The organism is Roseburia porci, assembly GCF_009695765.1.
GTDB classification, from domain to species: domain Bacteria; phylum Bacillota; class Clostridia; order Lachnospirales; family Lachnospiraceae; genus Roseburia; species Roseburia porci.
This window is the reverse complement of the sequence record NZ_VUNI01000018.1, coordinates 1-21,548: the sequence shown is the minus strand read 5'-3', so window position 1 is coordinate 21,548 and position 21,548 is coordinate 1. Positions and strand designations below refer to the sequence as shown.

The 21,548-nt window shown below is 44.8% G+C and carries 20 protein-coding genes; 3 read left to right on the top strand and 17 right to left on the bottom strand.

The genetic code is table 11. The features are described 5' to 3' along the window. Positions 1–220 precede the first annotated feature (220 nt). Entirely contained in the window at positions 221–1,219 is a 999-nt protein-coding gene (locus FYJ75_RS10320) for an alpha/beta hydrolase (RefSeq protein WP_154430374.1), read from the top strand. A gap of 265 nt (positions 1,220–1,484) precedes the next feature. Here the strand turns inward: FYJ75_RS10320 and ftsH are convergent, their stop codons facing one another. The 17 genes from ftsH to FYJ75_RS10235 all read right to left on the bottom strand — a co-directional run bounded on the left by ftsH (position 1,485) and on the right by FYJ75_RS10235 (position 19,985). Next, entirely contained in the window at positions 1,485–3,341 is a 1,857-nt protein-coding gene (gene ftsH / locus FYJ75_RS10315) for an ATP-dependent zinc metalloprotease FtsH (protein WP_154430373.1), read from the bottom strand. Between the two features lie 58 nt (positions 3,342–3,399). Then, a complete protein-coding gene (hpt, locus tag FYJ75_RS10310) occupies positions 3,400–3,930 on the bottom strand; it encodes a hypoxanthine phosphoribosyltransferase (protein ID WP_154430372.1) in 531 nt (176 codons plus the stop codon). Continuing rightward, positions 3,930–5,363, bottom strand: coding sequence for a tRNA lysidine(34) synthetase TilS (gene tilS / locus FYJ75_RS10305; RefSeq protein WP_154430371.1), 1,434 nt, complete (start codon positions 5,361–5,363; stop codon positions 3,930–3,932). The genes hpt and tilS overlap by 1 nt, the downstream gene beginning before the upstream one ends. After that, positions 5,363–7,231: a SpoIIE family protein phosphatase gene (locus FYJ75_RS10300; protein WP_154430370.1), complete on the bottom strand. Its 1,869-nt coding sequence runs from the start codon at positions 7,229–7,231 to the stop codon at positions 5,363–5,365. Before FYJ75_RS10300 ends, tilS begins: the two co-directional genes overlap by 1 nt. Positions 7,232–7,434: 203 nt before the next feature. Further along, on the bottom strand, positions 7,435–7,734 hold the full coding sequence (locus FYJ75_RS10295) for a septum formation initiator family protein (RefSeq protein WP_154430369.1): 300 nt from the start codon (positions 7,732–7,734) through the stop codon (positions 7,435–7,437). A 36-nt stretch (positions 7,735–7,770) separates the two neighbouring features. Further along, positions 7,771–8,148 carry a spore cortex biosynthesis protein YabQ gene (yabQ, locus tag FYJ75_RS10290; protein WP_235907082.1) on the bottom strand — a complete coding sequence of 126 codons (378 nt, stop codon included), beginning with the start codon at positions 8,146–8,148 and terminating at the stop codon, positions 7,771–7,773. Then, entirely contained in the window at positions 8,145–8,429 is a 285-nt protein-coding gene (gene yabP / locus FYJ75_RS10285) for a sporulation protein YabP (RefSeq protein WP_154430368.1), read from the bottom strand. Before yabP ends, yabQ begins: the two co-directional genes overlap by 4 nt. 57 nt (positions 8,430–8,486) lie before the next feature. Continuing rightward, the gene (locus tag FYJ75_RS10280) at positions 8,487–8,726 is read right to left on the bottom strand and encodes an RNA-binding S4 domain-containing protein (protein WP_154430367.1); all 240 of its coding nucleotides are present in this window, start codon (positions 8,724–8,726) and stop codon (positions 8,487–8,489) included. 67 nt (positions 8,727–8,793) lie between these two features. Then, positions 8,794–9,066, bottom strand: coding sequence for an HU family DNA-binding protein (locus FYJ75_RS10275; RefSeq protein ID WP_154430366.1), 273 nt, complete (start codon positions 9,064–9,066; stop codon positions 8,794–8,796). Between the two features lie 188 nt (positions 9,067–9,254). Next, complete coding sequence (locus tag FYJ75_RS10270) at positions 9,255–10,526, bottom strand: PEGA domain-containing protein (RefSeq protein ID WP_154430365.1); 1,272 nt, start codon at positions 10,524–10,526, stop codon at positions 9,255–9,257. 36 nt (positions 10,527–10,562) lie between these two features. Next, positions 10,563–11,540, bottom strand: coding sequence for a CotS family spore coat protein (locus tag FYJ75_RS10265; protein WP_235907081.1), 978 nt, complete (start codon positions 11,538–11,540; stop codon positions 10,563–10,565). A 46-nt stretch (positions 11,541–11,586) separates the two neighbouring features. Continuing rightward, positions 11,587–12,930 carry a CCA tRNA nucleotidyltransferase gene (locus FYJ75_RS10260; protein ID WP_154430363.1) on the bottom strand — a complete coding sequence of 448 codons (1,344 nt, stop codon included), beginning with the start codon at positions 12,928–12,930 and terminating at the stop codon, positions 11,587–11,589. Further along, positions 12,917–16,228 carry a GGDEF domain-containing protein gene (locus FYJ75_RS10255; protein ID WP_154430361.1) on the bottom strand — a complete coding sequence of 1,104 codons (3,312 nt, stop codon included), beginning with the start codon at positions 16,226–16,228 and terminating at the stop codon, positions 12,917–12,919. Before FYJ75_RS10255 ends, FYJ75_RS10260 begins: the two co-directional genes overlap by 14 nt. A gap of 87 nt (positions 16,229–16,315) precedes the next feature. Further along, a complete protein-coding gene (locus FYJ75_RS10250; protein ID WP_328596922.1) occupies positions 16,316–16,999 on the bottom strand; it encodes an RluA family pseudouridine synthase in 684 nt (227 codons plus the stop codon). A gap of 162 nt (positions 17,000–17,161) precedes the next feature. Next, positions 17,162–17,431: a hypothetical protein gene (locus FYJ75_RS10245; RefSeq protein ID WP_154430360.1), complete on the bottom strand. Its 270-nt coding sequence runs from the start codon at positions 17,429–17,431 to the stop codon at positions 17,162–17,164. Then, positions 17,428–18,768 (bottom strand): MATE family efflux transporter, encoded by a 1,341-nt coding sequence (locus FYJ75_RS10240; RefSeq protein WP_154430358.1) that lies wholly within the window; start codon positions 18,766–18,768, stop codon positions 17,428–17,430. The genes FYJ75_RS10245 and FYJ75_RS10240 overlap by 4 nt, the downstream gene beginning before the upstream one ends. 26 nt (positions 18,769–18,794) lie before the next feature. Continuing rightward, positions 18,795–19,985: an ATP-binding protein gene (locus FYJ75_RS10235; RefSeq protein ID WP_154430357.1), complete on the bottom strand. Its 1,191-nt coding sequence runs from the start codon at positions 19,983–19,985 to the stop codon at positions 18,795–18,797. A gap of 413 nt (positions 19,986–20,398) precedes the next feature. On the opposite strand from FYJ75_RS10235, the gene FYJ75_RS14530 reads away from it, so the two are divergent. Then, entirely contained in the window at positions 20,399–20,746 is a 348-nt protein-coding gene (locus FYJ75_RS14530; protein WP_235907080.1) for a transposase, read from the top strand. Further along, positions 20,736–21,425, top strand: coding sequence for an IS3 family transposase (locus FYJ75_RS14525; protein ID WP_235907079.1), 690 nt, complete (start codon positions 20,736–20,738; stop codon positions 21,423–21,425). The genes FYJ75_RS14530 and FYJ75_RS14525 overlap by 11 nt, the downstream gene beginning before the upstream one ends. The last annotated feature ends 123 nt before the right edge of the window (positions 21,426–21,548 follow it).

Sequence of the window (21,548 nt, the reverse complement as noted above, 5' to 3'; positions counted from 1 at the left end):
CTCGCCAATATAAATGAGCATGTACTGCGGATACAAGTGACTCGCAGGTGCTTCAGAGCGGCCGGTACTTAGACGTCGTGTTCTGACGTCTTATGTACCGTTGCCTGCGATGAGCAGCGAGAGCGTGCCTGCGATTATTTGTATCCGCAGTACATGTTAACATAATTCTTGAAAGAGTTTCGCACTTGTCGATGAACCTCCCCCATGAAAGGAGCATTTTATGAAGACATTTTTTACAAAAGCAAAAAAGATTTTACTTTCCGTATATTCTGCGATCCTTCTTCTGGTTCTCGGTGCGGCAGCGCTGTTAAACCGCTATCTGTTGAACTATGCGATCGGACGCGGAGGAAGTGGCGGCGACCGCAAGGTTGCACTGGATGTTACAGGGCCGGATAATCAGGTTCAGAAAACGATTGAAGAAAACCGGGCTGCCCAGATGAAGAAAAACCGCGAATTCCTTTCTGAACATAAAGAAAAACCGGTGTCCATCCGTTCCAATGATGGTTTTGTCTTAAACGGTGGTTATTTCCCAAATGGGAAAAGTCATCTTTGGGCAATCACCATCCACGGTTACCGGAGCAACCACACAAGGATGACTTCTGCCATCCAGCATTTTTATGATGCAGGCTATCAGGTTCTTGCACCGGATCTTCGTGCATGCGGCACAAGTGAGGGAAATTTTGTCGGTATGGGATGGCTGGACCGCAAAGACATTTTAAAATGGATCAACTGGATCATCCGTCATGATCCAAAAGCAGAGATCGTTGTCTACGGGGTCTCCATGGGTGCTGCAACAACCATGATGACAGCCGGTGAACATACACCGGATCAGGTGAAGGTATTTATCGAAGACTGTGGCTATACGAGCGCCTGGGATATTTTTGCAAACGAGATGCGCCTGCGCTTCCACCTTCCTGCTTTTCCAATCCTTCATACCGCAAACATCATTTCCAGGATCGTGGCAGGCTATTCTTTCAGCAGAGCATCCGCACTTGCACAGGTTGCGCGCTGCGAGAAACCAATGCTTTTCATTCACGGCACTGCAGATGACTTTATTCCATATAGCATGATGAATGTTCTGTATCAGGCAAAACCGGGAACAAATAAAGCCTCTGTGACTGCAGAAGGTGCAGGTCATACAGAGGCCATGTATGTATTAGGGGATCGGTACTGGAATGCCGTATTCCGTTTTATTGCCAAATATAACAGGGTATCCTAATTTTATAGATAAAAAAAAGACAGCCTTTCGATCCGCTGTCTTTTTAGGAGAAGGTATTTTTACTATGGGGTATAGCAAAAACTATATAATGTATTGGGGGTTTTTACAGGTATTATAATAGCATGTCCCATTGAAAAAGTGTGCACAAACTTCACAAAAACCATCGTTTGTTTTTGTACATTCTGTACACACTCTTGATCAAAATTTCTCGTTTAACTTTAAAAACAATTTAAGCGATATCTCTACGTCTGCAATAAGCAGTCCCCTATGCCTCTGTCTCAGAAGCAGGTGCTGCGCTATTGTCAAAGAGCGCCTCAAACTCATCTCTCGAAATCTTTTCTTTCTCAAGAAGAAGCTTTGCACAAGCATCCAGAACACTTCTGTTCTCGATGATCATCGTCTTGGCTTTCTGGTATGCATCATCGATAATGCGTTTTACTTCCTCATCGATTGCAGATGCAACACCCTCACTATAACCTCTTGTATGGGCAAGATCACGTCCGATAAATACTTCGTCATCATCATTGTCATAACAGATCAGTCCGATATTGTCAGACATTCCGTATTTGGTAACCATCGCTTTTGCCATTTTTGTTGCCTGCTTGATATCCTGGGAAGCACCGGTTGTAATATCGTCAAATACCAGTTCCTCGGCAACACGTCCACCGAGATCCACGATAATCTCCTGAAGCATATGTCCCTTGGAGTTAAACATCTCATCCTTTTCCGGCAATGGCATTGTGTAGCCTGCTGCCCCTGCGCCAGTCGGAATGATCGATACCGAATACACCGGTCCAACATCTGGAAGAAGATGGAACAGAATTGCGTGTCCGGATTCATGATATGCAGTGATCTTCTTCTCCTTCTCTGAGATGACACGGCTTCTCTTCTCCGCACCAATTCCAACTTTGACAAAGGATTTCTTAATATCATCCTGGGTAATATATGCACGTTCCTCACGTGCTGCAACGATTGCAGCCTCATTGAGCAGGTTCTCAAGATCTGCACCGGTAAATCCTGCGGTTGTCTGTGCGATCTGCTTCAGATCCACATCATCTCCAAGTGGCTTGTTCTTGGCATGTACTTCAAGGATTTCCTCTCTGCCACCAACATCCGGTCTTCCAACGTGGATCTTACGGTCAAAACGTCCTGGACGCATGATTGCTGGATCAAGGATATCCACACGGTTGGTAGCTGCCATTACAATAATTCCTTCATTGACGCCAAAACCATCCATCTCAACAAGCATCTGGTTTAAAGTCTGCTCACGTTCGTCATGTCCGCCGCCCATTCCGGTTCCTCTGCGTCTTGCCACCGCATCGATCTCATCGATAAACACGATACAAGGAGCATTTTTCTTGGCATCTTCAAACAGATCACGTACTCGTGAAGCACCAACACCAACAAACATCTCTACGAAGTCTGATCCGGAAATACTGAAAAACGGAACGCCTGCTTCTCCGGCGATTGCCTTTGCAAGAAGTGTTTTACCGGTTCCAGGAGGTCCGACAAGCAGAACTCCTTTCGGGATACGGGCACCAAGTTTGGTGTATTTTTTCGGAGCTTTCAGGAAATCCACGATCTCCTCAAGTTCTTCTTTCTCTTCCCGGAGTCCGGCAACATTCTGGAATGTCACTTTGTTATTCTCATCGGTCGAAAGCTTCGCCCTGTTCTTTCCGAAATTCATCATCTTGCCGCCGCCATTTTGTGCAGCCGCCTGATTATTTAACATTGTAAAGAGGATGAAACATGCTCCGAATATCAACAGATACGGAAGCAGCGTCATAAGCCAGCTCTCTTCCGGAACATCTGCACAGGTATAATCGGTAAAATCATATTTATCCATCAGATCCTGCATCTCGTTGACATCCGAGGTATACAGAATCTGCTGTGTTCCATTCTTATATTTCACTTTCAGGCTTCCGGTCGGGATCTCGCGGTTCTGGACAACTGTAACTGTGTCCACTTTTCCATTATCTAACGCATCCTGAAACTGGTCTTTCGTGTAGGAATTTGTTGCGGTGCTTCCACTCAGCCAATACCAGATCAGTATGACTACAAGAATCAGCGCAATATAAAATCCAAAGCCTCTGAGTGTACCATTCTTTTTCTTATTCACCATTTTTCTCCTTTACGCACCTGCTGCCATAAAACAGCCGGTATTTTTTCAGATGGAAGACTTATACCTCGTCTTCGATAAATCCGATATATGGAAGATTGCGGTATCTCTGATCGTAATCCAGACCAAATCCGACTACGAATTTGTCCGGGATCTCAAATCCGGTATAATCAACAACGACATCATCTACCACACGTCTGTCCGGTTTGTCTAACAGTGTTGTGATCGTAAGAGTCTTCGGATTTCTTGTGCGCAGCAATTTGCAAAGATGGCTGAGTGTATATCCTGAGTCAATAATATCCTCTACAAGAATTACATTTTTGCCCTCGATCGAACTCTCCAGATCTTTCTTGATATTGATAATTCCGGATGACTTTGTCTCTGATCCATAGCTTGACACCGTCATAAAATCAATGTTCATCGGAAGCTCAATTCTTTTAGCAAGCTCCGTAGTATAAAAAATCGATCCTTTTAAAATGCATACAAGATATACCGATTCTCCCTGGAATCTCTTCGTAATCTCTGCTCCGATCTCTGCGATTCGTTTGTTCAGCTGCTCTTCTGTCAAATGCACGCTTATGTTGTGATCCATTATTCTTTTCCTCCGTCGTATTTAATTTCCAGGATGTACCGGGTCTGCTCCGTCACCAGACAGGATGCACTGCTCCTGCCCCCAAGTATTGCAAAAACTTCGGATTCTTTTGCAACCAAAAGCATCTGATCCCGCTGCTCCTGAGGTATTTTCTCATTTACAAAATATTCTTTTAACTTTTTGCGATGCCCCTTGTGATCCGCGTAAAAAAAGTCTCCGGAACGTCGGTATCGTAATAAAAAGCCATTTTTTATCATATCATAATCGAGCCATTTCGTATATGGTTTTTTCGGAATTTCCTGCATGTTTCCATCAAAATCCATAACCCGGATCGTCACGGTTCCTCCGCCCGGAATATCCGGTATGCAAAGTCTGTTTCCAGGCATAAGTTCAGACTCCCGGATTTCGTATTCCCATGTACTGCGGACCATTTTGCCAGCCTTGAATAACCGGATCGTATCGTATTCTTTTCTGGCAATGATGCCATATGGAAGCCGGATCTGTTTTCCCGACTGCATCCCGCACAAAGCCAGCACATCATTCACATGGACTGCAGTGATATCCTTCTGTTTTCCCGCCGCCAGAAAAATTGCCCTGCGCACAAGTTCCTTTGCAACCGCAGAAGCATTCTGTTCCAGAAGATCTGCTTTCAGGATCACTGTATCCTCTCTTTTTTCAAAAATACGCTCCGCTTGCCTGTCCACCTCAGATTCCAGGAAATCCCACACCTCCTGCAGACGTTCTGCTGTCTGTCCGATATGTGGCACTGCCTGTGTATTTAACTGCATCAGCTGTGGAAGAATGACATTCCGGATACGGTTTCTGCTGTAATCCAGTTCAAAATTTGTTGCATCCGTGCGATACTTCATGCCCTTCTGGCGCAGATAAACTTCGATCTGTACTCTCGATACGCAAAGCATCGGACGGATATAACAGATCCCATGCTCATCCTGACGCACCGGCTGCATTCCACACATTCCCTTCAGGCCACTCCCCCGGATCATCTGAAAAAGGATCGTCTCGGCATTATCATCCAGATGATGCGCAAGCGCAACTTTTGCCTTTTTCCCGGCTTTTACCGCTTCTTTCGCAATGTCCGCAAATGCCTGATAGCGCAGAATCCTTGCCGCCTCCTCAACGCCAAGGTGACATTTTCCAGCGTACTCCGGCACATCGACTTCACGCATATGGAACAGAATTTCATGTTTTCTGCAAAGGTTATCCACAAAGCAGGCGTCTTCCCTGCTTGCTTTTCCACGGATTCCGTGTTCTACGTGGATGACTTCCATGTCAAAACCGATGCGGTCCCTCAGTTCCAGCAGCACGGTCATAAGACTGACCGAATCCGCCCCACCGGATACACCAACAAACACGGTATCTCCCTGTTCGATCATATGATATTTTGCGATATAAGCCTGAATTTGATCCACCATTATTTTTTCCAAAAGCCGGTAACCAGTATGGTCATGTCATCCTTCGCATGCCCTCCTGTAAAAAGCATGACACGGTCCATGATCGATTTTGCCAGTACTCCGGCATTCTCCGTCGTAATTTCTTCTATGATGCCGGAAAGCGTTTCTTCCGGCTCTTTCACATGAAGATATTCTACCACACCGTCTGTTACCATTACAAGAAAATCCCCGTTTTCCAGCGTTCTTTCGGTCTGTTCCAGCGCCGGTTCGCACTCTGCCCCGGCCGGAAGCGAGGACGATGCGATCCACTCTACCCCATCTTTGTGCTTGATAAACGTTGCTGCAGCACCGATCTTGGAAAGTGCAAGTTTTCCGGAATACAGATCGATCGATGCCAGATCCAGCGTGGAAAATTTGTTATTCTCCCCTTGCAGAACCATTGCGGAATTCATCATCTTGATCGCTGTTTCCTTGCGGAATCCCGCCTCTAAAAACTTGTCCAGAAGTTCCACGACCATCTCACTCTCCTGACTGGCCTCAGCTCCCGATCCCATTCCATCGGACAATGCCACCACATACTGCCCGTCATCCATCGAAAGCATGGAAAAATTGTCCCCACTGATCGTAGACTGATCCTTTTTTCTGGAAGCGATCCCGGATAAGACATAAAATGTATTCTCCTCATACAGCAGAATGGAGACAGGGTCCGATGTGATCAGTGCCCTCGTATCCTTTCCACCGCGGAATTTTCTCCCCATAGCGCCAGATACCGCTTTAATATAATTTCTGACCGGAATGCCACCGCCCCACTTGGCAGCTACTTCCGCGCGGATATACAGATGACCGTTTTCTTCGCGGAATACATGCGCATTGTTCACGATCAGCCCGCGCTCCTTCACCTCAAGCTGCATGCGCGCCAGCTGGATTCGGTATCTGGTATCCACACACTCATTTCCACGCACCCATTCCCCCATCATATCCGCCATTGCATCCAGCTGCTGCGCGATCATGATACGGTTTTCCATCAGTCTCGCATACCACGCGCGGTTCAGTTCCAGCCGGGAAAAGGCGTTGACCGCCTCCTCCACCATGCCAGGGTAATTCGGGCAATCGGTAATATATTCCTGCTGCACGATCTCCTCCTTCGTCTTATGCGCCACGACTGCCAAGAGCATCTGTCTGATATTTTCCGCCGGAGAAAATGCATTGTTATTCCAGCAAAGTGCACAGCCATCACAGGACGCACACATTTTCCCTGTGATTTCCCGCTGCAGCAGACCGACTTCATCCCCCTGCACCGCCTTTTTTGGTCTGCTCAGACTTGTAAACGTATCGGAAAGCCCGCCAAATGCTGCCGCAAAAGCCTCCATTCTCGCATCCGTATCCTGGGGCAGCACCTCTGTCTGCATCTGTGGAGTTTCCCCGATCCGAAACAGGAACTCGGGCAGAAACACGATCAGATAATGGAATAACACTGTCAGTCCAAGCACCATAATGCTCTCGCTGCAGGCAGCGACCAGCTCGTTTCTGTCCGGCATCAGCAAAAGCATTCCGGAAATATTCATCGCCATCGTTGCCATTGCCGCAATGATACCGGCTGCCCATCCGCCAATCTTTCGGTTTGCCCACAGATAAAAACGGATTCCGAGCACTCCGAGTATCAGTACAAACATATATTTCACTACATCTGCAAGTCCCATAAAACGTGCCATTCCAATTGCAATTCCTATGTACAGCCACACATTTTTCTGCTGTTCTATACTGACGGCCGCCACATACGCCGGCACCAGCGGGTAACACCCCATGACCGGGAACATACTACACAATATTCCTGCGCATCCGCTGATTCCCCTCCACAAATTCATCTTCCATGTCGTATTTGTCTGCATCTCATCTGCCTCCTATCACTTTTTTGCCTTTTCGGGCAAGTGACTCGATTATAGGACGGCGCCGATAAAATCTTTGTCAAATCAGATTCCGGTTTCAAAAAACTTTTCGTCAAAACCTCTATCCAGATGGCGATTCGATGCACTTTGAATCCGGTCGGAAAGTTTAAGAACTTAAAAAAAGAGCAAAGAATAACGGATCTCTCCTATTCTTCACTCTCTTTAAAAATAATCTCATTATCATATGCAAGTCCGAGCTTGCTCTTTGCAATATCTTCAATATACTTCGTCGTCTTCGTATACTGTTCATATTCATCAAGCTCTGTCTGGCGTTCGGTCTCTGCATCATACTGCTTCTGCAATTCATTCTGTCGCTCAGCGTAAGCTTTGTCTTTCTGTTTCAGATGTACAATCTGGATTGACATGACAACCAGAAATGCAATTACGATAAGTCCAATGCATACCGCACCTGTATTACGACTCTTCTTTCTGCGTTTTGCACTCATAATCTGTATCCTTCATCTCCTGATCAACAATCCCGTTTATCGCTTTATCAGCTTTATTTTAACTTTTTCCATGGCTTTTTTCAATCGTTTTTTCAGGGAGCGGATCAAAACGCCCATCCATTTCATCAGCCATCTGCCAAGCAGCTGATAATACAGAAAAAGCCCGACCGCAATTCCGCCCACGATAAATCCTCTCACTGCTCCATCATTTTCCCGATATAAAAGAATAAATACCGCAATGCCGAATACGATCCAGTAGATCACATCCTCGATCGACACCAGAATGATTCCTCTTGGCAGAATCCTGCGGCAGATCCGTATCACATCATATAAAAGCATCAATGCTGCACCCAGAAGCACTGCACTTCCGAAGAGCATCATTTCATTTTGAATGCTCCCGCTCACTGACATCATCGGAACAGCCTGCTCAAAAATGATTCATTCTTACCACCCGGCCCCGGTACATCCGAGTATTCCAGAGAACGGATGTCGCCTTCAATATCCACCTCACCTTTTTCCAGGTTCAGGCGGTTCACATGAAGGTCCGCCCCTTTTACCAGAAGCATTCCCATCTCTGTCTCGAGCAGGATCTCGGCAATATCAAAAGACAAAACATCAAGGATTCCTGTAAAACTCCCTGTATTCCTGTTGTTTAAAAGTAATTTATGGGCTTTGCCAGCTGTCTTCTCGTCCATCTTAACCCCTCCTTGTATTAACAATATATTAAAAACAAAGGGGAATTATTCCACATTCTAAATATATTCAAAAAGATCCTTAGCCTGTTCTTTCTTCGTTGTATCCTGCAGATCCAGAACACGGACCTTTACCGTCTTCTGTCCAAAAAGGATCTCAATGATATCACCGACTTTTACCTGAACAGAAGCCTTTGCCGGTTTGCCGTTTACCATGACTCTGCCTGCATCGCATGCCTCGTTTGCAACCGTACGGCGCTTGATCAGACGCGATACCTTTAAAAATTTATCTAATCTCATACCTTTTTCTCCAAAAAAATGGAGCGCAGGAAATGCGCTCCACTTATCATTCATATTAACATCTAAATTAGTTGATAGAATCTTTTAAAGCTTTTCCAGCTTTGAATTTAGGTGCTTTAGAAGCTGGGATAACCATCTCTGCTCCTGTCTGTGGATTTCTTCCTGTTCTCTCAGCTCTCTCAGATACCTCGAATGTACCAAAGCCTACTAACTGGATCTTCTCACCTTTCTTTAATTCTTCAGCAACAACCTCTGTGAATGCTTTTAATGCTGCTTCTGCATCTTTTTTAGAAATCTCTGCTTTCTCAGCCATAGCTGCAACTAACTCTGCTTTGTTCATGTCAAAATTCCTCCTATGGATTTCAAATTATATAATTCGAGCTTAACTCCCAAATTACCTACATGAATATATATACTTGTTTTTCCCCCTTTTGTCAAGGAAAAATCCCATATTCTAGGCATTTGCGAGGGGTAAAAGCACACAAAAATATGTCCGTAAAATCGTCATTTTGTCTCTTTACAATTCGATCAATCTGTGAGAGAGTTCAACATCTGTGACAAGGTTGACAGATAATCCTGCAGATCCTCCTTGTCTTTTTCGATGCTCTCGGAACTCTTTTCTGTGCTTTGTGAGCTTGTCTCACTGTCTAACGGTTTGTTGATCTTACCGCTCTCCGAACTGCTCTCAGAAGAACTTTCCGTGGACTTTTCAGTGCTCTCAGAGCTTCCGCTGCTGTTATTCTTACTGCTTTGTCCGGTTCCTGCCGCATCCAGATCAATCAGGATTGTGGCTTCCTCTGAGTTGACATAAAGATACCTTGTCCAGTCTTCATATCCGTCTGCTTTCACCACAAGAATATGACGTCCATACTGCAGATCCACCGGCTCCGTATAATCGATCTGCGTTCCGTCCACCGATACCGTGGCATTCTCCGCATTGACCGTAAACAGGATCTTGCCGTACTTCGGGCCATCGCCCTTTAACGCGTCCAGATCGACCGTCGTTGTCTCACCTCTTGTGATCGTGATCTCCTGGCTTCCGCCCCATCCATTGTTGGCAACGGAAAGCGTATACGTTCCCTCTGGAACATCCATGCTCATATTGGAAGTGATCTGTGCAAAGACCTTCTTATCCAGCTGCAGATAACTGCCATCAAACAGCTCGGTATTGGTCAGCGCAAGTGTTCCATGACCGGTCGTAACGATCACTGATAAAATGCGGTTATCCATTCCAATCACAGAGATCGTGTCATCCGATGTGATATCCGCCGGCGTAATGACCTGGTCTCCGGAAAAAACATAAGTCGTCGGGTCACAGATGTAACGGTTATCTGCGATCGTGAGCATGCTCTTATCCATATCGACCGAGAAGCGGGTGATATTGTCATATTCCCATACTTCATCCGCGATCTGCACCTGCGACACGATTCCCGACGGGTCTATGGTTCCCGCGTGGATCACCTTTCCCGGTTCAAAATTAACCGTGGAAACCTCGGTTCCGTATTTATCCATAAACTTTGTTCCAAGGTTATAGTGGAACTGATATTCCAGACCATTCGAAAACAGATACGCTGTGAAAGACTCTTCCGCACTGTTCATTGAGGTGATCAGATATAATTTATCATCGGTTTCTTCCGCCTCTTCGGTCTGTGTATTATCGGAAGCTGTATAATAGTGGACTCCGCTCTCTGGCTTCACAGTCAGCGAATCCTTAGATGCGCATCCCATCATGCTGCACAGGCAAAACACCAGAAGCAGCAACAGTCCAGGCAACAGCTTTTTTCGTCGTATTTTCTGCATATACCAACCTCTCTTTTCGATAGTAAGTATACAATATCAACCGTGAAAAGAAAATAAATTTTGTAAAAAACGCATACGTTCTTCTTCCTGTTCAATGACCTTATCCAGTTTCTCAATATTCCGTCCCGACAGCCACGCTTTATGGGAATTGTAATAATGATTGGCAAGCTTCCAGAACTTCTCCGGATACGCAAGTGCGAGGCAGAGCTGTCTGCGTTCTTCCTCCTGCAGCATGCGCTCACTTTCATATGCTGTGATCAGTTCTTCCCCGAGCCTGCTGTTCCAGCTGTTCTTTTCGAGCATCTTGCGCATAAAGTTGGCAATGTCCTGTACTGCTGCATGATATCCCATATATTCAAAATGGATCAGCCGCCATCCGTTCTCTGTGTATACAATATTATGCTGATTGCAGTCTCCGTGACAGAGCATCCGGCATTCCTCCGGGAGGTCAGATTCTACAAGTTTTTCCAATGTTTTTTGTGCATTCTCTATAAAATGCGCATACTGTTCCTGGAACTTCATTTCAAATTCATTCTTTTTTCTTTTCGAGCGCACATAATTTTTCACTTTTACAAGTTCCCGGTTATGTTTTGCATAGAGCTGCGAAAGTTCGTTCTCACCGTTTTTCATAAACTCCGGTATTTCCTTCTCAAGCGAAGCTGAAACAGTGTGAAAACGGGCGAGAAGCCGCATGGCAGCCTTCATCTCATCCCTGTTTTTTGTGCTGCACTCCGTTCCGCGGATCATATCCTTTAAGATAAAACGGTCTCCGGTGTCCTCGGTGACAAGTGCTTTTCCCTCCTTATCCCGGATGATCTGTTCCGTCTCAAACCCGGATTCCAGAAGCCTTGCCAGTATTACCGCCAGAAACTCGGCTCGTTCTTCCGAACCACGGAACTCCTTCAGGAGTTTCACGCCCTGATCTGTTTCGCAAAGATATGCGCCCCTTCCTTTTGTGATCTTCCCCACTTCAAGATCGTATTGTTCCATAATAACTTCCGGCTGATTATACAAGAAAACCCCTCCATATGACTCATTCATGGTTATCCATGTCTGTTTATCATATGAAAGGGTCTGCAAATTTATGAGCAAGTTGAAGTAATTTTTCCCGGTCATTCAGCTCCGGTTGTTCCAATACCGCCTCAAACAGCTGGTTTAAGATCTCTCCCATCTGTTTTCCAGGCTTCATGCCATATGCGATCAGATCGCGTCCATTCACGGACATATCCTTTTTCTGAAGGCACTGGTTTTTCCTTAAAATATCCTGATAAATTGCCTCATATCCTGCAATATAGGCAAGCTTTTCTTCTCTCTGATATGCACTCTGCGCAAGTGTATCCGCACGCTTGACTTCAAACAACTGTGGATACTGTTCAAGACCGATCCTGCTTACTGCCCTGCGGATCGCCTTCTCTGTAAGTGGTGGACGGTCATCATGTGCCGCTACAAGTTTTGCCGTGCGGTCGATCGTGTCATTGTCAAATTTGAGTCTGCGCAGGATCTGCTTTGTCATATCGGCGCCCATCTTCGGATGCCCGTGGTAATGTTCCTCTCCGTTGTCATCCACCGTAATGCAGAGCGGCTTCGCCACATCGTGAAACAGCATTGTAAGGCGCAGCACCTTGTCTGCCCGAATCTGCATGAGTGCATGGATCGTATGCTCTCCCACCGAATAGCAATGATGGATATTCCTTTGCGGAGTCTGCATCATACGGTCAAATTCCGGCAAAACCTGAGCGCTGAGTCCAAGCTCATACACCTGACGGATTTCCTCAGGATGATCGGACACAAGCAGCTTGACAAGTTCTACCTGGATCCGTTCCGCACTGACCTTCTGAATGGTCTCTGCAAGCCTGCTTACCGCATCCTTCGTATCCGGTGCGATCTCAAATCCCAGCTGCGCTGCAAACCGCACCGCTCTTAACATACGCAGAGCATCCTCCGAGAATCGCTCCATCGGATCTCCGACACAGCGGATCACCTTCCGCTTCAGGTCTCCGATGCCGTCAAATGCATCCACAAGACCTGCCGCCTCATTATATGCCATGGCATTGATGGTAAAATCCCTGCGTTTCAAATCCTCGATCAGATTCGCAGTAAATGTCACTTCCTTCGGATGTCTCGCATCCTCATACTCGCCGTCGATGCGGTATGTCGTAACCTCATACCCTTCATGATCCAGCATGACCGTTACTGTCCCATGCTGGATTCCGGTGTCGATGGTATGGGAAAAGAGCTCCTTCACCTGCTCCGGTCTCGCAGAAGTGGTAATGTCCCAGTCCTGCGGATTCCTGCCAAGAAGCGTATCTCTCACGCATCCGCCCACAGCATACCCTTCGAAGCCGTGCTCCATCAGCGTATGAATTATGAAGTTGACATTCTCTGGAAGCTTAAATGAATGCATAGGTTCCTTTCTGGTTCATCTTGACGTGATAAAGCATATCATCCGCTTTCCGGATCAGTGCGTTCACGTCATTTTCCTCACAGATGTCATCCGAAGCTGCAATTCCGATCGAACAGGTAATTCTCTGATTCTGTCCAATCTTAATATCCTGCCCGATTTTCTTCGAAATATCCTCTTCAAATCCATCTGTGCTGTCGATTTTTCTGTAAATCTCCTTTGCGATCTCTTCCAGCCTGGTCTTTTCATCCGTATCCAGAATAATAATGAATTCGTCCCCGCCAAAACGGCTGACAAATCCCTGCTCTCCGGTAACTTCTGTAAAAATAGCTGCCATGCTCTGAAGGATCACATCTCCGATATCATGTCCGAAAGTATCATTATAAAGCTTAAAGTTATCCAGGTCAATGAACATAAGACCCATTTTTCCACTTTCCCTGCGTTTTTTCAGATCTCTTACCTTGCGCTCCACCTCCTGATACATGCCGGCGCGGTTATAGATTCCCGTAAGCATGTCCGTTGTGGCTGCTGCCGCAAGTTTACGGTTCATTTCAAAAATCTTGTCGTACGCCTCAATACGGTTAATGGAATAATTCAGATCCCTCATCAGAAGATCATAAATGTTCAGATCATCCTCATTTAACATATAACGGTCAATCGAAGAATGCCAGTTCTCCCGCATGCGGATATAGGTAATAAACATGCTTTTTAAGCTCCGGTTGTTAAAAAACGGAACTGCCGCGATCGAACATACATCATCCGCCCCAAACAAAGAAATCAGGCGCATATGCTCCGGATAATTACCACTGATCTTGGAAACTGCAAGTCCCTGCGGATATTTGCGCATACTTCGCCGGATCTCGGCAACGACCTCATCGGTGATCACAACTCCGGTATCATTATAGAGGATCTCGTTGCCCTCAGAATGAAAACGGATGTAAAGTGCACAGTCATTGTTAAAATGATTGAGGAACATATGCATGGAAGTCTCAACAACCTCATGTACCTCCGCTCCATTCACGTCAACAAGCTTCTGCCAGCTTGAGAGGAATTCCATCTGACTTCTCGTAGTCTTTAAATCCCTTGCCACGCCTTCCTGTTTCATCAATGACTCCAGCTGTTCTTCTGTTACGCCTTTTCCGGCAAAATCCCTGGACTCTTCCACTTCTTTTAAAAGTGCATCCGATAACAGAGCATGCATCTTTCCTGCACGGATCTGATATTGTTCCAGCTGCTCTTTTTCTTTCTCATAGCGGTCTTTTCTGCCAAGAAAACGAAACAGTTCCATTCTCTTTTGCCGGAACAGTTCATATGCAAAAAACTGATTGCCTTCCGCATTCATCAGAAACTGCTCCGCCCGGTCCAGTTCGTGAACAGCCTCTTCGTATGCTTCATCCTGCCAGCACAGCAGTCCCTTCGAAAACATATAAAGGAACATATCATCATCACATTTGGCATAATCATGAATGATTCCGATCAGGTTATTATTCTTTTCTTTTTCCAGAACATAGCTTAAAAACTGACGGCAGCTTAACAGATAACGGTCACAGTTAAACCGGTCTTTCTGCAGGATGCTGACAAGCGCCAGAAGCCCGTAGAGCTTTGACAGATTACATACCCTCAGACTGTTCATGTGAAGCCGTTCTATCGTCTTCATGACAAATAACAGTTCCCGCTCTGCATCGGCATATTTGCCACACATGATATCGTTTAATGCCTTGTTATAACGTACTTCTGCAATATCATCCGGAAGTTTCAGTTCATAAAACAGATCGATCGCATGCTGATAGAACGTTTCCGCCCGGTGGTTCTCTCCCATTGCGCTCAGATTATAGCCAAGACCGGAATAGATTCTTCCGATCTGCAGGCTTCTCTTGTCTTTCAAAAACTGATAAGTCCGCACTGAATACAGAATCGCAATCTCGTTCATTCCGCTTGTTGATGCGATCATAATGTTCTTCTGATATGCATCATACACCAGCTGTTCATTTCCGATTTTCTTGGCAAGTGCGATTCCCCTGCTGAAATGCACCAGCGACTCCTCCGAATGATATGCCTTGGCAACGACCTCCGGCTGATTGTCATATGCATAAACATAAATGTGTGCCAGATTGTTCCAATATCCATATTGTTTCAATTTTTCGATCAGATATTCCTGAATCGGTACATCCTGTGCACAGAAAAAGATATTATACCAGCCTGACATCTGATTCTGGACCGCCAGAAGGCCTGCTTCAAATTCCAGTCTTTCCGCTTTGGCATTCTTTGCGATCTGCTGTGCCTTTTTTGCATATTCCACACCTTTTGCAAGCTTGCCCTGGTACATGTAGCAGTTTCCGCGGAAATACGCCTGATAATACTGTGCTTCCCAGTTCTGCTGGTAAATGCGCAGCCCCGAAAGTTCATCCGTCAATTCAAGTGCTTTCGGAATATCTCCACAAAGGATTGAGATCTTAATGTAAAGTGAATACAATTCGATCTTTTCTTCATCGGAGATTGTCAGATCTTCAAAACGGATCTGACGGTCAAGTTTCCGTATGTAAACCGATGCCTGTGCAAAATCCAGAAGTTCCACCATGTTGCGCAGACGGGTGAACATCTGCTCCCAGTCCTCTTCCTCGTCTCCGGCTGCTGTTTTATCATTGCTGTGGTCTGTGGAATTGCCGATATGATAGACCTGGCTCAGATCCTCCAGAGCCTCTGTAAACTGATCCCAGTCTGTCCCGTAATTCCCGGATGCATTCATCTGCTCATTGATTCCGAGAACAACACCGATATTCCTGCATCCCATCTGAAGCAGACGATTTAAAAGCTTGACCGTGCTTCTGCTCGCGTACTGGAAACGATTGATTACAATCATCACCGGATGTGCTTCTGCAAGTCTGCAGATCATCGTTGCAACCGCCTCTGTCATCCGGTGCTGTTCATATACAACTTCATTTAAAAGAACATTCTCGCTCCGCACGCACTGTCCGGTCTCATAATAGGACTTTAACACGCCCATCTGTAGATGATATACATCACATTCTTCCAGAAAATCCTCAAAACTTCCTGTTTCATATCTTCGGAACATCTCACAGATAATATCCAGAAACGGCTCGTATGCCCCCACAATACGATCCTGCTCCAGTTCTGTACATGCGAAAAAAACGCCATCCGGTTCTTCCGAATAACGTTTTACTGTCTCAAGTTCGGACACAGACAAAGAATTGCCATAGCATGCCATGACAATATTCTGCTCCTCCTGTCCGATCCGATGATATACCTGTTCAATTACCCCGTTAAAATATTTACCGATCATGGCCTCTCCCCCATGCCCCAAAAGATTTCTAAGACTTATTACCTATTTATACTGATAAGTTCATCTTAGAGGAATCTTTTGCGCATGTCAAGAATTTAGCCAAAATTCCCGAAATTCTTCGAAACTTTTTCCTTTTGGTACGATCTGAAACTCCTCGCGCCTGCCACTCACCGGGTGATCAAATGCGATCCGGTAAGAACAGAGCGCAAGATTGGCTGTGCGGCCATTTGCTGTATGACCGTATTTTCCGTCCCCAATGAGCGGGCTGCCCATGTGTGCCATCTGGACACGGATCTGATGATGCCGTCCGGTCTTAAGCCCTACATCAAGCAGTGCATGGCAGCTTGTCTGTGCCAGCATGACGTAGGAAAGTTCTGCCTTTTTCGCATCTTTATTCTCTGCTCCTGTAACAATGGACATATTCTTCTTCCTCTGGAACAGAAGATAATCGGTCAGCGTCCCTTCTGTGCTCTCCGGGATCTGCTCCGTAACCGCATAATAATTCTTACCGATCGCGCGGGACTGAACCTGCGCAGACAATGCAGCCGCAGCCTTTGGATTTTTGGCAAAAACCATGACACCTTCGACCGGCTGATCCAGACGATGCACCACGCCGATATATGGTGCTTCCCCTTTTGCTGCAAGATAGTTGCGGAGAATGCTTTCCATATCTTTTTGTCCGACTCTTCCGGTCTGTGTTGCAATTCCCGCCGGTTTATATACGACAAGAACGCTGTCGTCCTCATAAATTACCTGAAGTTCCATGTTCATTTTCTGCTCCTTTCCAAAAGCCAATTGACTGCCATGCTATGAAAAATCTGCTTTTATTTTCTTCTTTAAATGCAATCCTGTCAATCCGTTTCCAAGCAGGATCAAACCAATTCCCGGCACACATAAAATCAGGATTGCCGGTAATGTTGCGTCCTCCCACGGTCAGACCGCACATATCTTATTCATCAATATTACTTCCGGTGTTTCCAGTAACAGCTGGATCATTCCCATCATAAGCTGCATCCTGCCAAACAACTTCTGTGCATAGTTCCACATTGTTTCATTCTGCAATGCGATCCTGCCCTCATAATGTGGGTAACTGGCTTTTTTATGCTGCCAGCGAAGCGGACATTTCAAAGCAACAATTCCACTGATAAGCATCATACCACTGAATACACTTGTAATGACATAAAAAAAGATGATTCGTTTCATAATATTCGCTGGGTTCTCCTCCCTTTTAAGATTTCAAAAGCGATCACGCATATGATCACCGATAACAACGAGCCGCCCGGTGCAGCCAGTCCCATCGGATACAACGTGTCCGGGAAATACATTGATGCAAAATATGCCCCTGGAATACGTACGAGCACGATTGACAAAATGTTATGCAGGAACGAGATTCCCGATCGCCCGCAGGCACAAAAATATCCGCTAAAGCTGAAATGGATTCCTGCAAATATGCAATCCCAGATGTATGCGCTCAGGTATTGTTTTCCCATCGTGATAACGATTGCATCCTCTGTAAATATCCCCACAACGCCGCCACCGATAAACTGCATGGCTGTTGCAACTACAATGCCGTATCCAACTGCAATAAAAATTGCATAGCGCAGAGTCGCCGTTGCCCTATCATATTTTTTAGCTCCGATATTCTGAGCTGAAAGCGCTGATACCGTAGAAAGCATTGTCGATGGCACAAGGAATACAATGCTGATGATCTTTTCGACAATTCCAACGGCAGCAGCATCGTTTAATCCTCTCCTGTTCGCAATGACTGTAATCACAAGAAAAGCGATCTGCACAAATCCATCCTGCAAAGCAACGGGAATGCCGACGCGAAGTATCTGCCCCATCGTTTGCATCTGTGGCTTAAAATCCGACTTTTTCAGGGAAATTCCAGTCCTGCGTTTTACAATGACAGTTACCGCAACCATTACACTGATCGTCTGCGACAATGTTGTTCCAAGCGCAGCTCCCGCCGGTCCAAGATGCAAGGCTCCGATAAACAGATAATCCAGTAAAATGTTTGCTACGCATGCGACCGCAATAAAATACATCGGACTTTTGGAGTCGCCCAGTCCGCGAAAAATTGAGCTGATGATATTATACGCCGTAATAAACGGAATACCAATAAAACAGATCGTCAGATACAGAATCGTTCCGGAAACTGCTTCTTCCGGTGTCGACATCCATGTCACGATCGGTCTTACAAGCACCAGCAATATAGCCATCAGAGCCACAGCAACACCCATAAAAAGTGAGATCGTATTACCAACTGCAAGAGACGCCTGTTCCGTCTTTTTCGCACCGATGGCTTTTCCGATCGTTACCGTTGCTCCCATCGCCAGTCCAACGATCATAACCGTTATCATGTGCATGACCTGACTGCCCACCGAAACCGCTGTAATGCTGTCAACTCCCTCAAACTGTCCAACGATAAACAGATCTGCCATACCATACAGCGTCTGCAAAAAATAGGACAGCAGATACGGCAGTGAGAAAATCACAATATTCCTTCGTACACTTCCAGTTGTCAGATCTTTTTCCATTCTTTCCTGTCTCCTATCCCTGAATTTTAATCACCAAAAGACTGCTTCCATTCCTCATAATCTGGCAGTCTCTTTATGAATCCGCTAAATTCCGGAACCGTAAAGTCTAACTCTTTATATTTAACAGCATATATAATACCTTTATTAATCAGCTGCGCTCTGGCAGTGGATATCGATTTTACCTGTCTGTTCATGATCATTGCCACATTTGAAATCGTACACGGAAGCTTATTACATGCAACCATTGCAAAAATAAATTTCTTATCCGACTCTGTACATCTCTCGTATCTCACTTTAAAAAATCCACTATCCAGAATATCAAAAAATTCAGAGATACTATCCTTCACATCAGAAATGTCAATCATATTCCCTTTCTTTTTTTGAAAAACAATCTGACATAACTGCTGAACGAAAAAAGGATATCCCTTTGTAATATCAATAATTTTTTCAACAGCGGCCTCATCATATGAGACATCAAGTTTTTTGGCCGGTTTACAAATCGCATCCCTGCATTGGTCCATGTCAAGTGAACCGATTTCCTTGTAATTGAAAAGTCTCTCTGAATACGACTTTGCCTCTGAAAGCATACTGTAGATTTTAGGAAGTCCTGCTCCAACAAGCATCACCGGATAGCCCAGCTGGTTTGCTCTGTGAAGAGCTGCAATAAGCGCACTTAATTCCTCTTTTTTCATATACTGGATCTCATCAATAAAAAAGCAGATTGGCGAATTTGTCTTTGCTGCGGTTTCTCCTAATGTAGTAAAAACATCTGTAAGACTCTGCACAAGATTTGTAGACGTATATAATTCTTTTTCCTGTAAAGACAGAGAAAATACTTTATTATCCGGATCAAAAGACACAACAAGGGCTTTTACTGCATCCAGTGGCTTTTGAATTAATGATTTAAACTTCTCAACTGTACTGATTTTTCGGAGAAATGCCTGCGAACAACTTGCAATCTGCGATATAAAATCGTTTCGTTCTTCAACTTCAATATGTTTACAGAAAATTCCTTTCTCTTCGGCTATTTCCTGTAACTTATTAATGAGAACCGTCTTACCAACGCCACGTAAGCCACTAAAAATCACAGATTGTGTTGGAATATTTAAACACAATGCTTCAAATAGATTTTCCATTTCTGCAATGTCTGACTGTCTTCCAGCCAGATATGTTGGCATTAATCCAGCACCCGGTCTGTATGGATTCACTTTAAACATAACGCTCACCTCTTTGCTCCATTATCCCGCTTCATACCGTACCTGTCAACGCTGCGCCGTTTAAAACTATCAAAAAGTATCTTTTTTTTGCTAGAAATTGTCGCACGACAATGATAAAGCAAGATTCCTATACCGTTTCTGCTCCCCATGTGCATTGTAATTTATCTTTCTTTCATTTTTATATTTTGAAGTAAAGATATGGTTTTTTCTCTATAAATCTTTGCCTTTTCTATCTCATTAGTGTTAGCATCTAAATAGTACAAAACAAAATGAGATATCCCATTAAGTGTTGTATAATAAAGAAAGAGGAGGAACTCATTATTATAATGGTCTCATAAATTAAGACACTTTTTCGGACAGTTTTTAATGAATCTGATATACTAAAATCAGTAACAAAGAAAGGATTCATAAACATGTCCAGACAAAGAAGAAATTTCAGTGCTAAATTCAAATCAGACCTTGTAATCGAACTACTTAAGGGTGAGAAAGATCTCAATACCCTTGCTGTTGAAAATAATATCCAGCCGAATCTGCTCCGCAACTGGAAAAAAGAATTCCTCGACAATGCTTCTGCTGTCTTTGATGATAAGCGTGAGGATAACCTCAAAGAAAAGCTTGCTGAAGAACGCAAGGAAAAAGCGGAGTATGCCAAAAAGGTTGGTCAGTTAACCATGCAGGTTGACTGGCTCAAAAAAAAATCTGAAGAAATTTGTGGACCTGACTACGAGAGTAAGTTTAGTCCAAAACCTTTTGACGACTAAAGAAATCCCGGCTTCTGTCGGCGCAAAACTGCTTGATATCAATCGTACAAGTATTTATTACAAAGGCACGCTTACATCCGATGAAGAACTGGCTTGTAAAGAGATTATCGATCATCTCCATACAGATAACCCATCCTGGGGTGCAAGACAAATGTCCGCCCAGCTGAAGGCTAGAGGATATCATGTGGGACGTCGAAAAACACGACGTTACATGAATGAAATGGATATTTATCCAATCTACCCTAAGATGAACCTTTCCAAGCGTATGCAACAGGCCAAGGTATGTCCTTATCTGCTCCGTAATGCTATCATAGATAAGCCAAATCAGGCATGGTCTATTGACATTACATATATTCCAATCAAGCGAGGTTTTCTATATCTGACAGCCGTTATTGATTGGCACAGTCGTTGCATCGTTGGCTGGGAAGTAGATGATACGCTTGATACCAGAATGGTCATTAATGCTTTAAAAAAGGCTTTCAATGTAGCAAAACCGCAGATATTGAATTCTGATCAAGGCTGCCAGTTTACAAGTCAGCAGTACATTGATTTTGTAAAGGTAAACGGCATCCGGCAAAGTATGGATGGAAAAAGCCGCTGGGCAGATAACATCATGATTGAGCGTTGGTTCCGCAGTTTCAAGTATGAGGAAGCCTATTTTAGGTATGGGAAGTCCTAAGACTTCCCATACCTAAAATAGGCTTCGCACCTTGAAAATTCAATACTTCAGCTAACAAAATAGCAATTTATGCCACCACAGCCTCTGGATGGAGTGCATTACGCAGATATTTCGGTAGTCTTG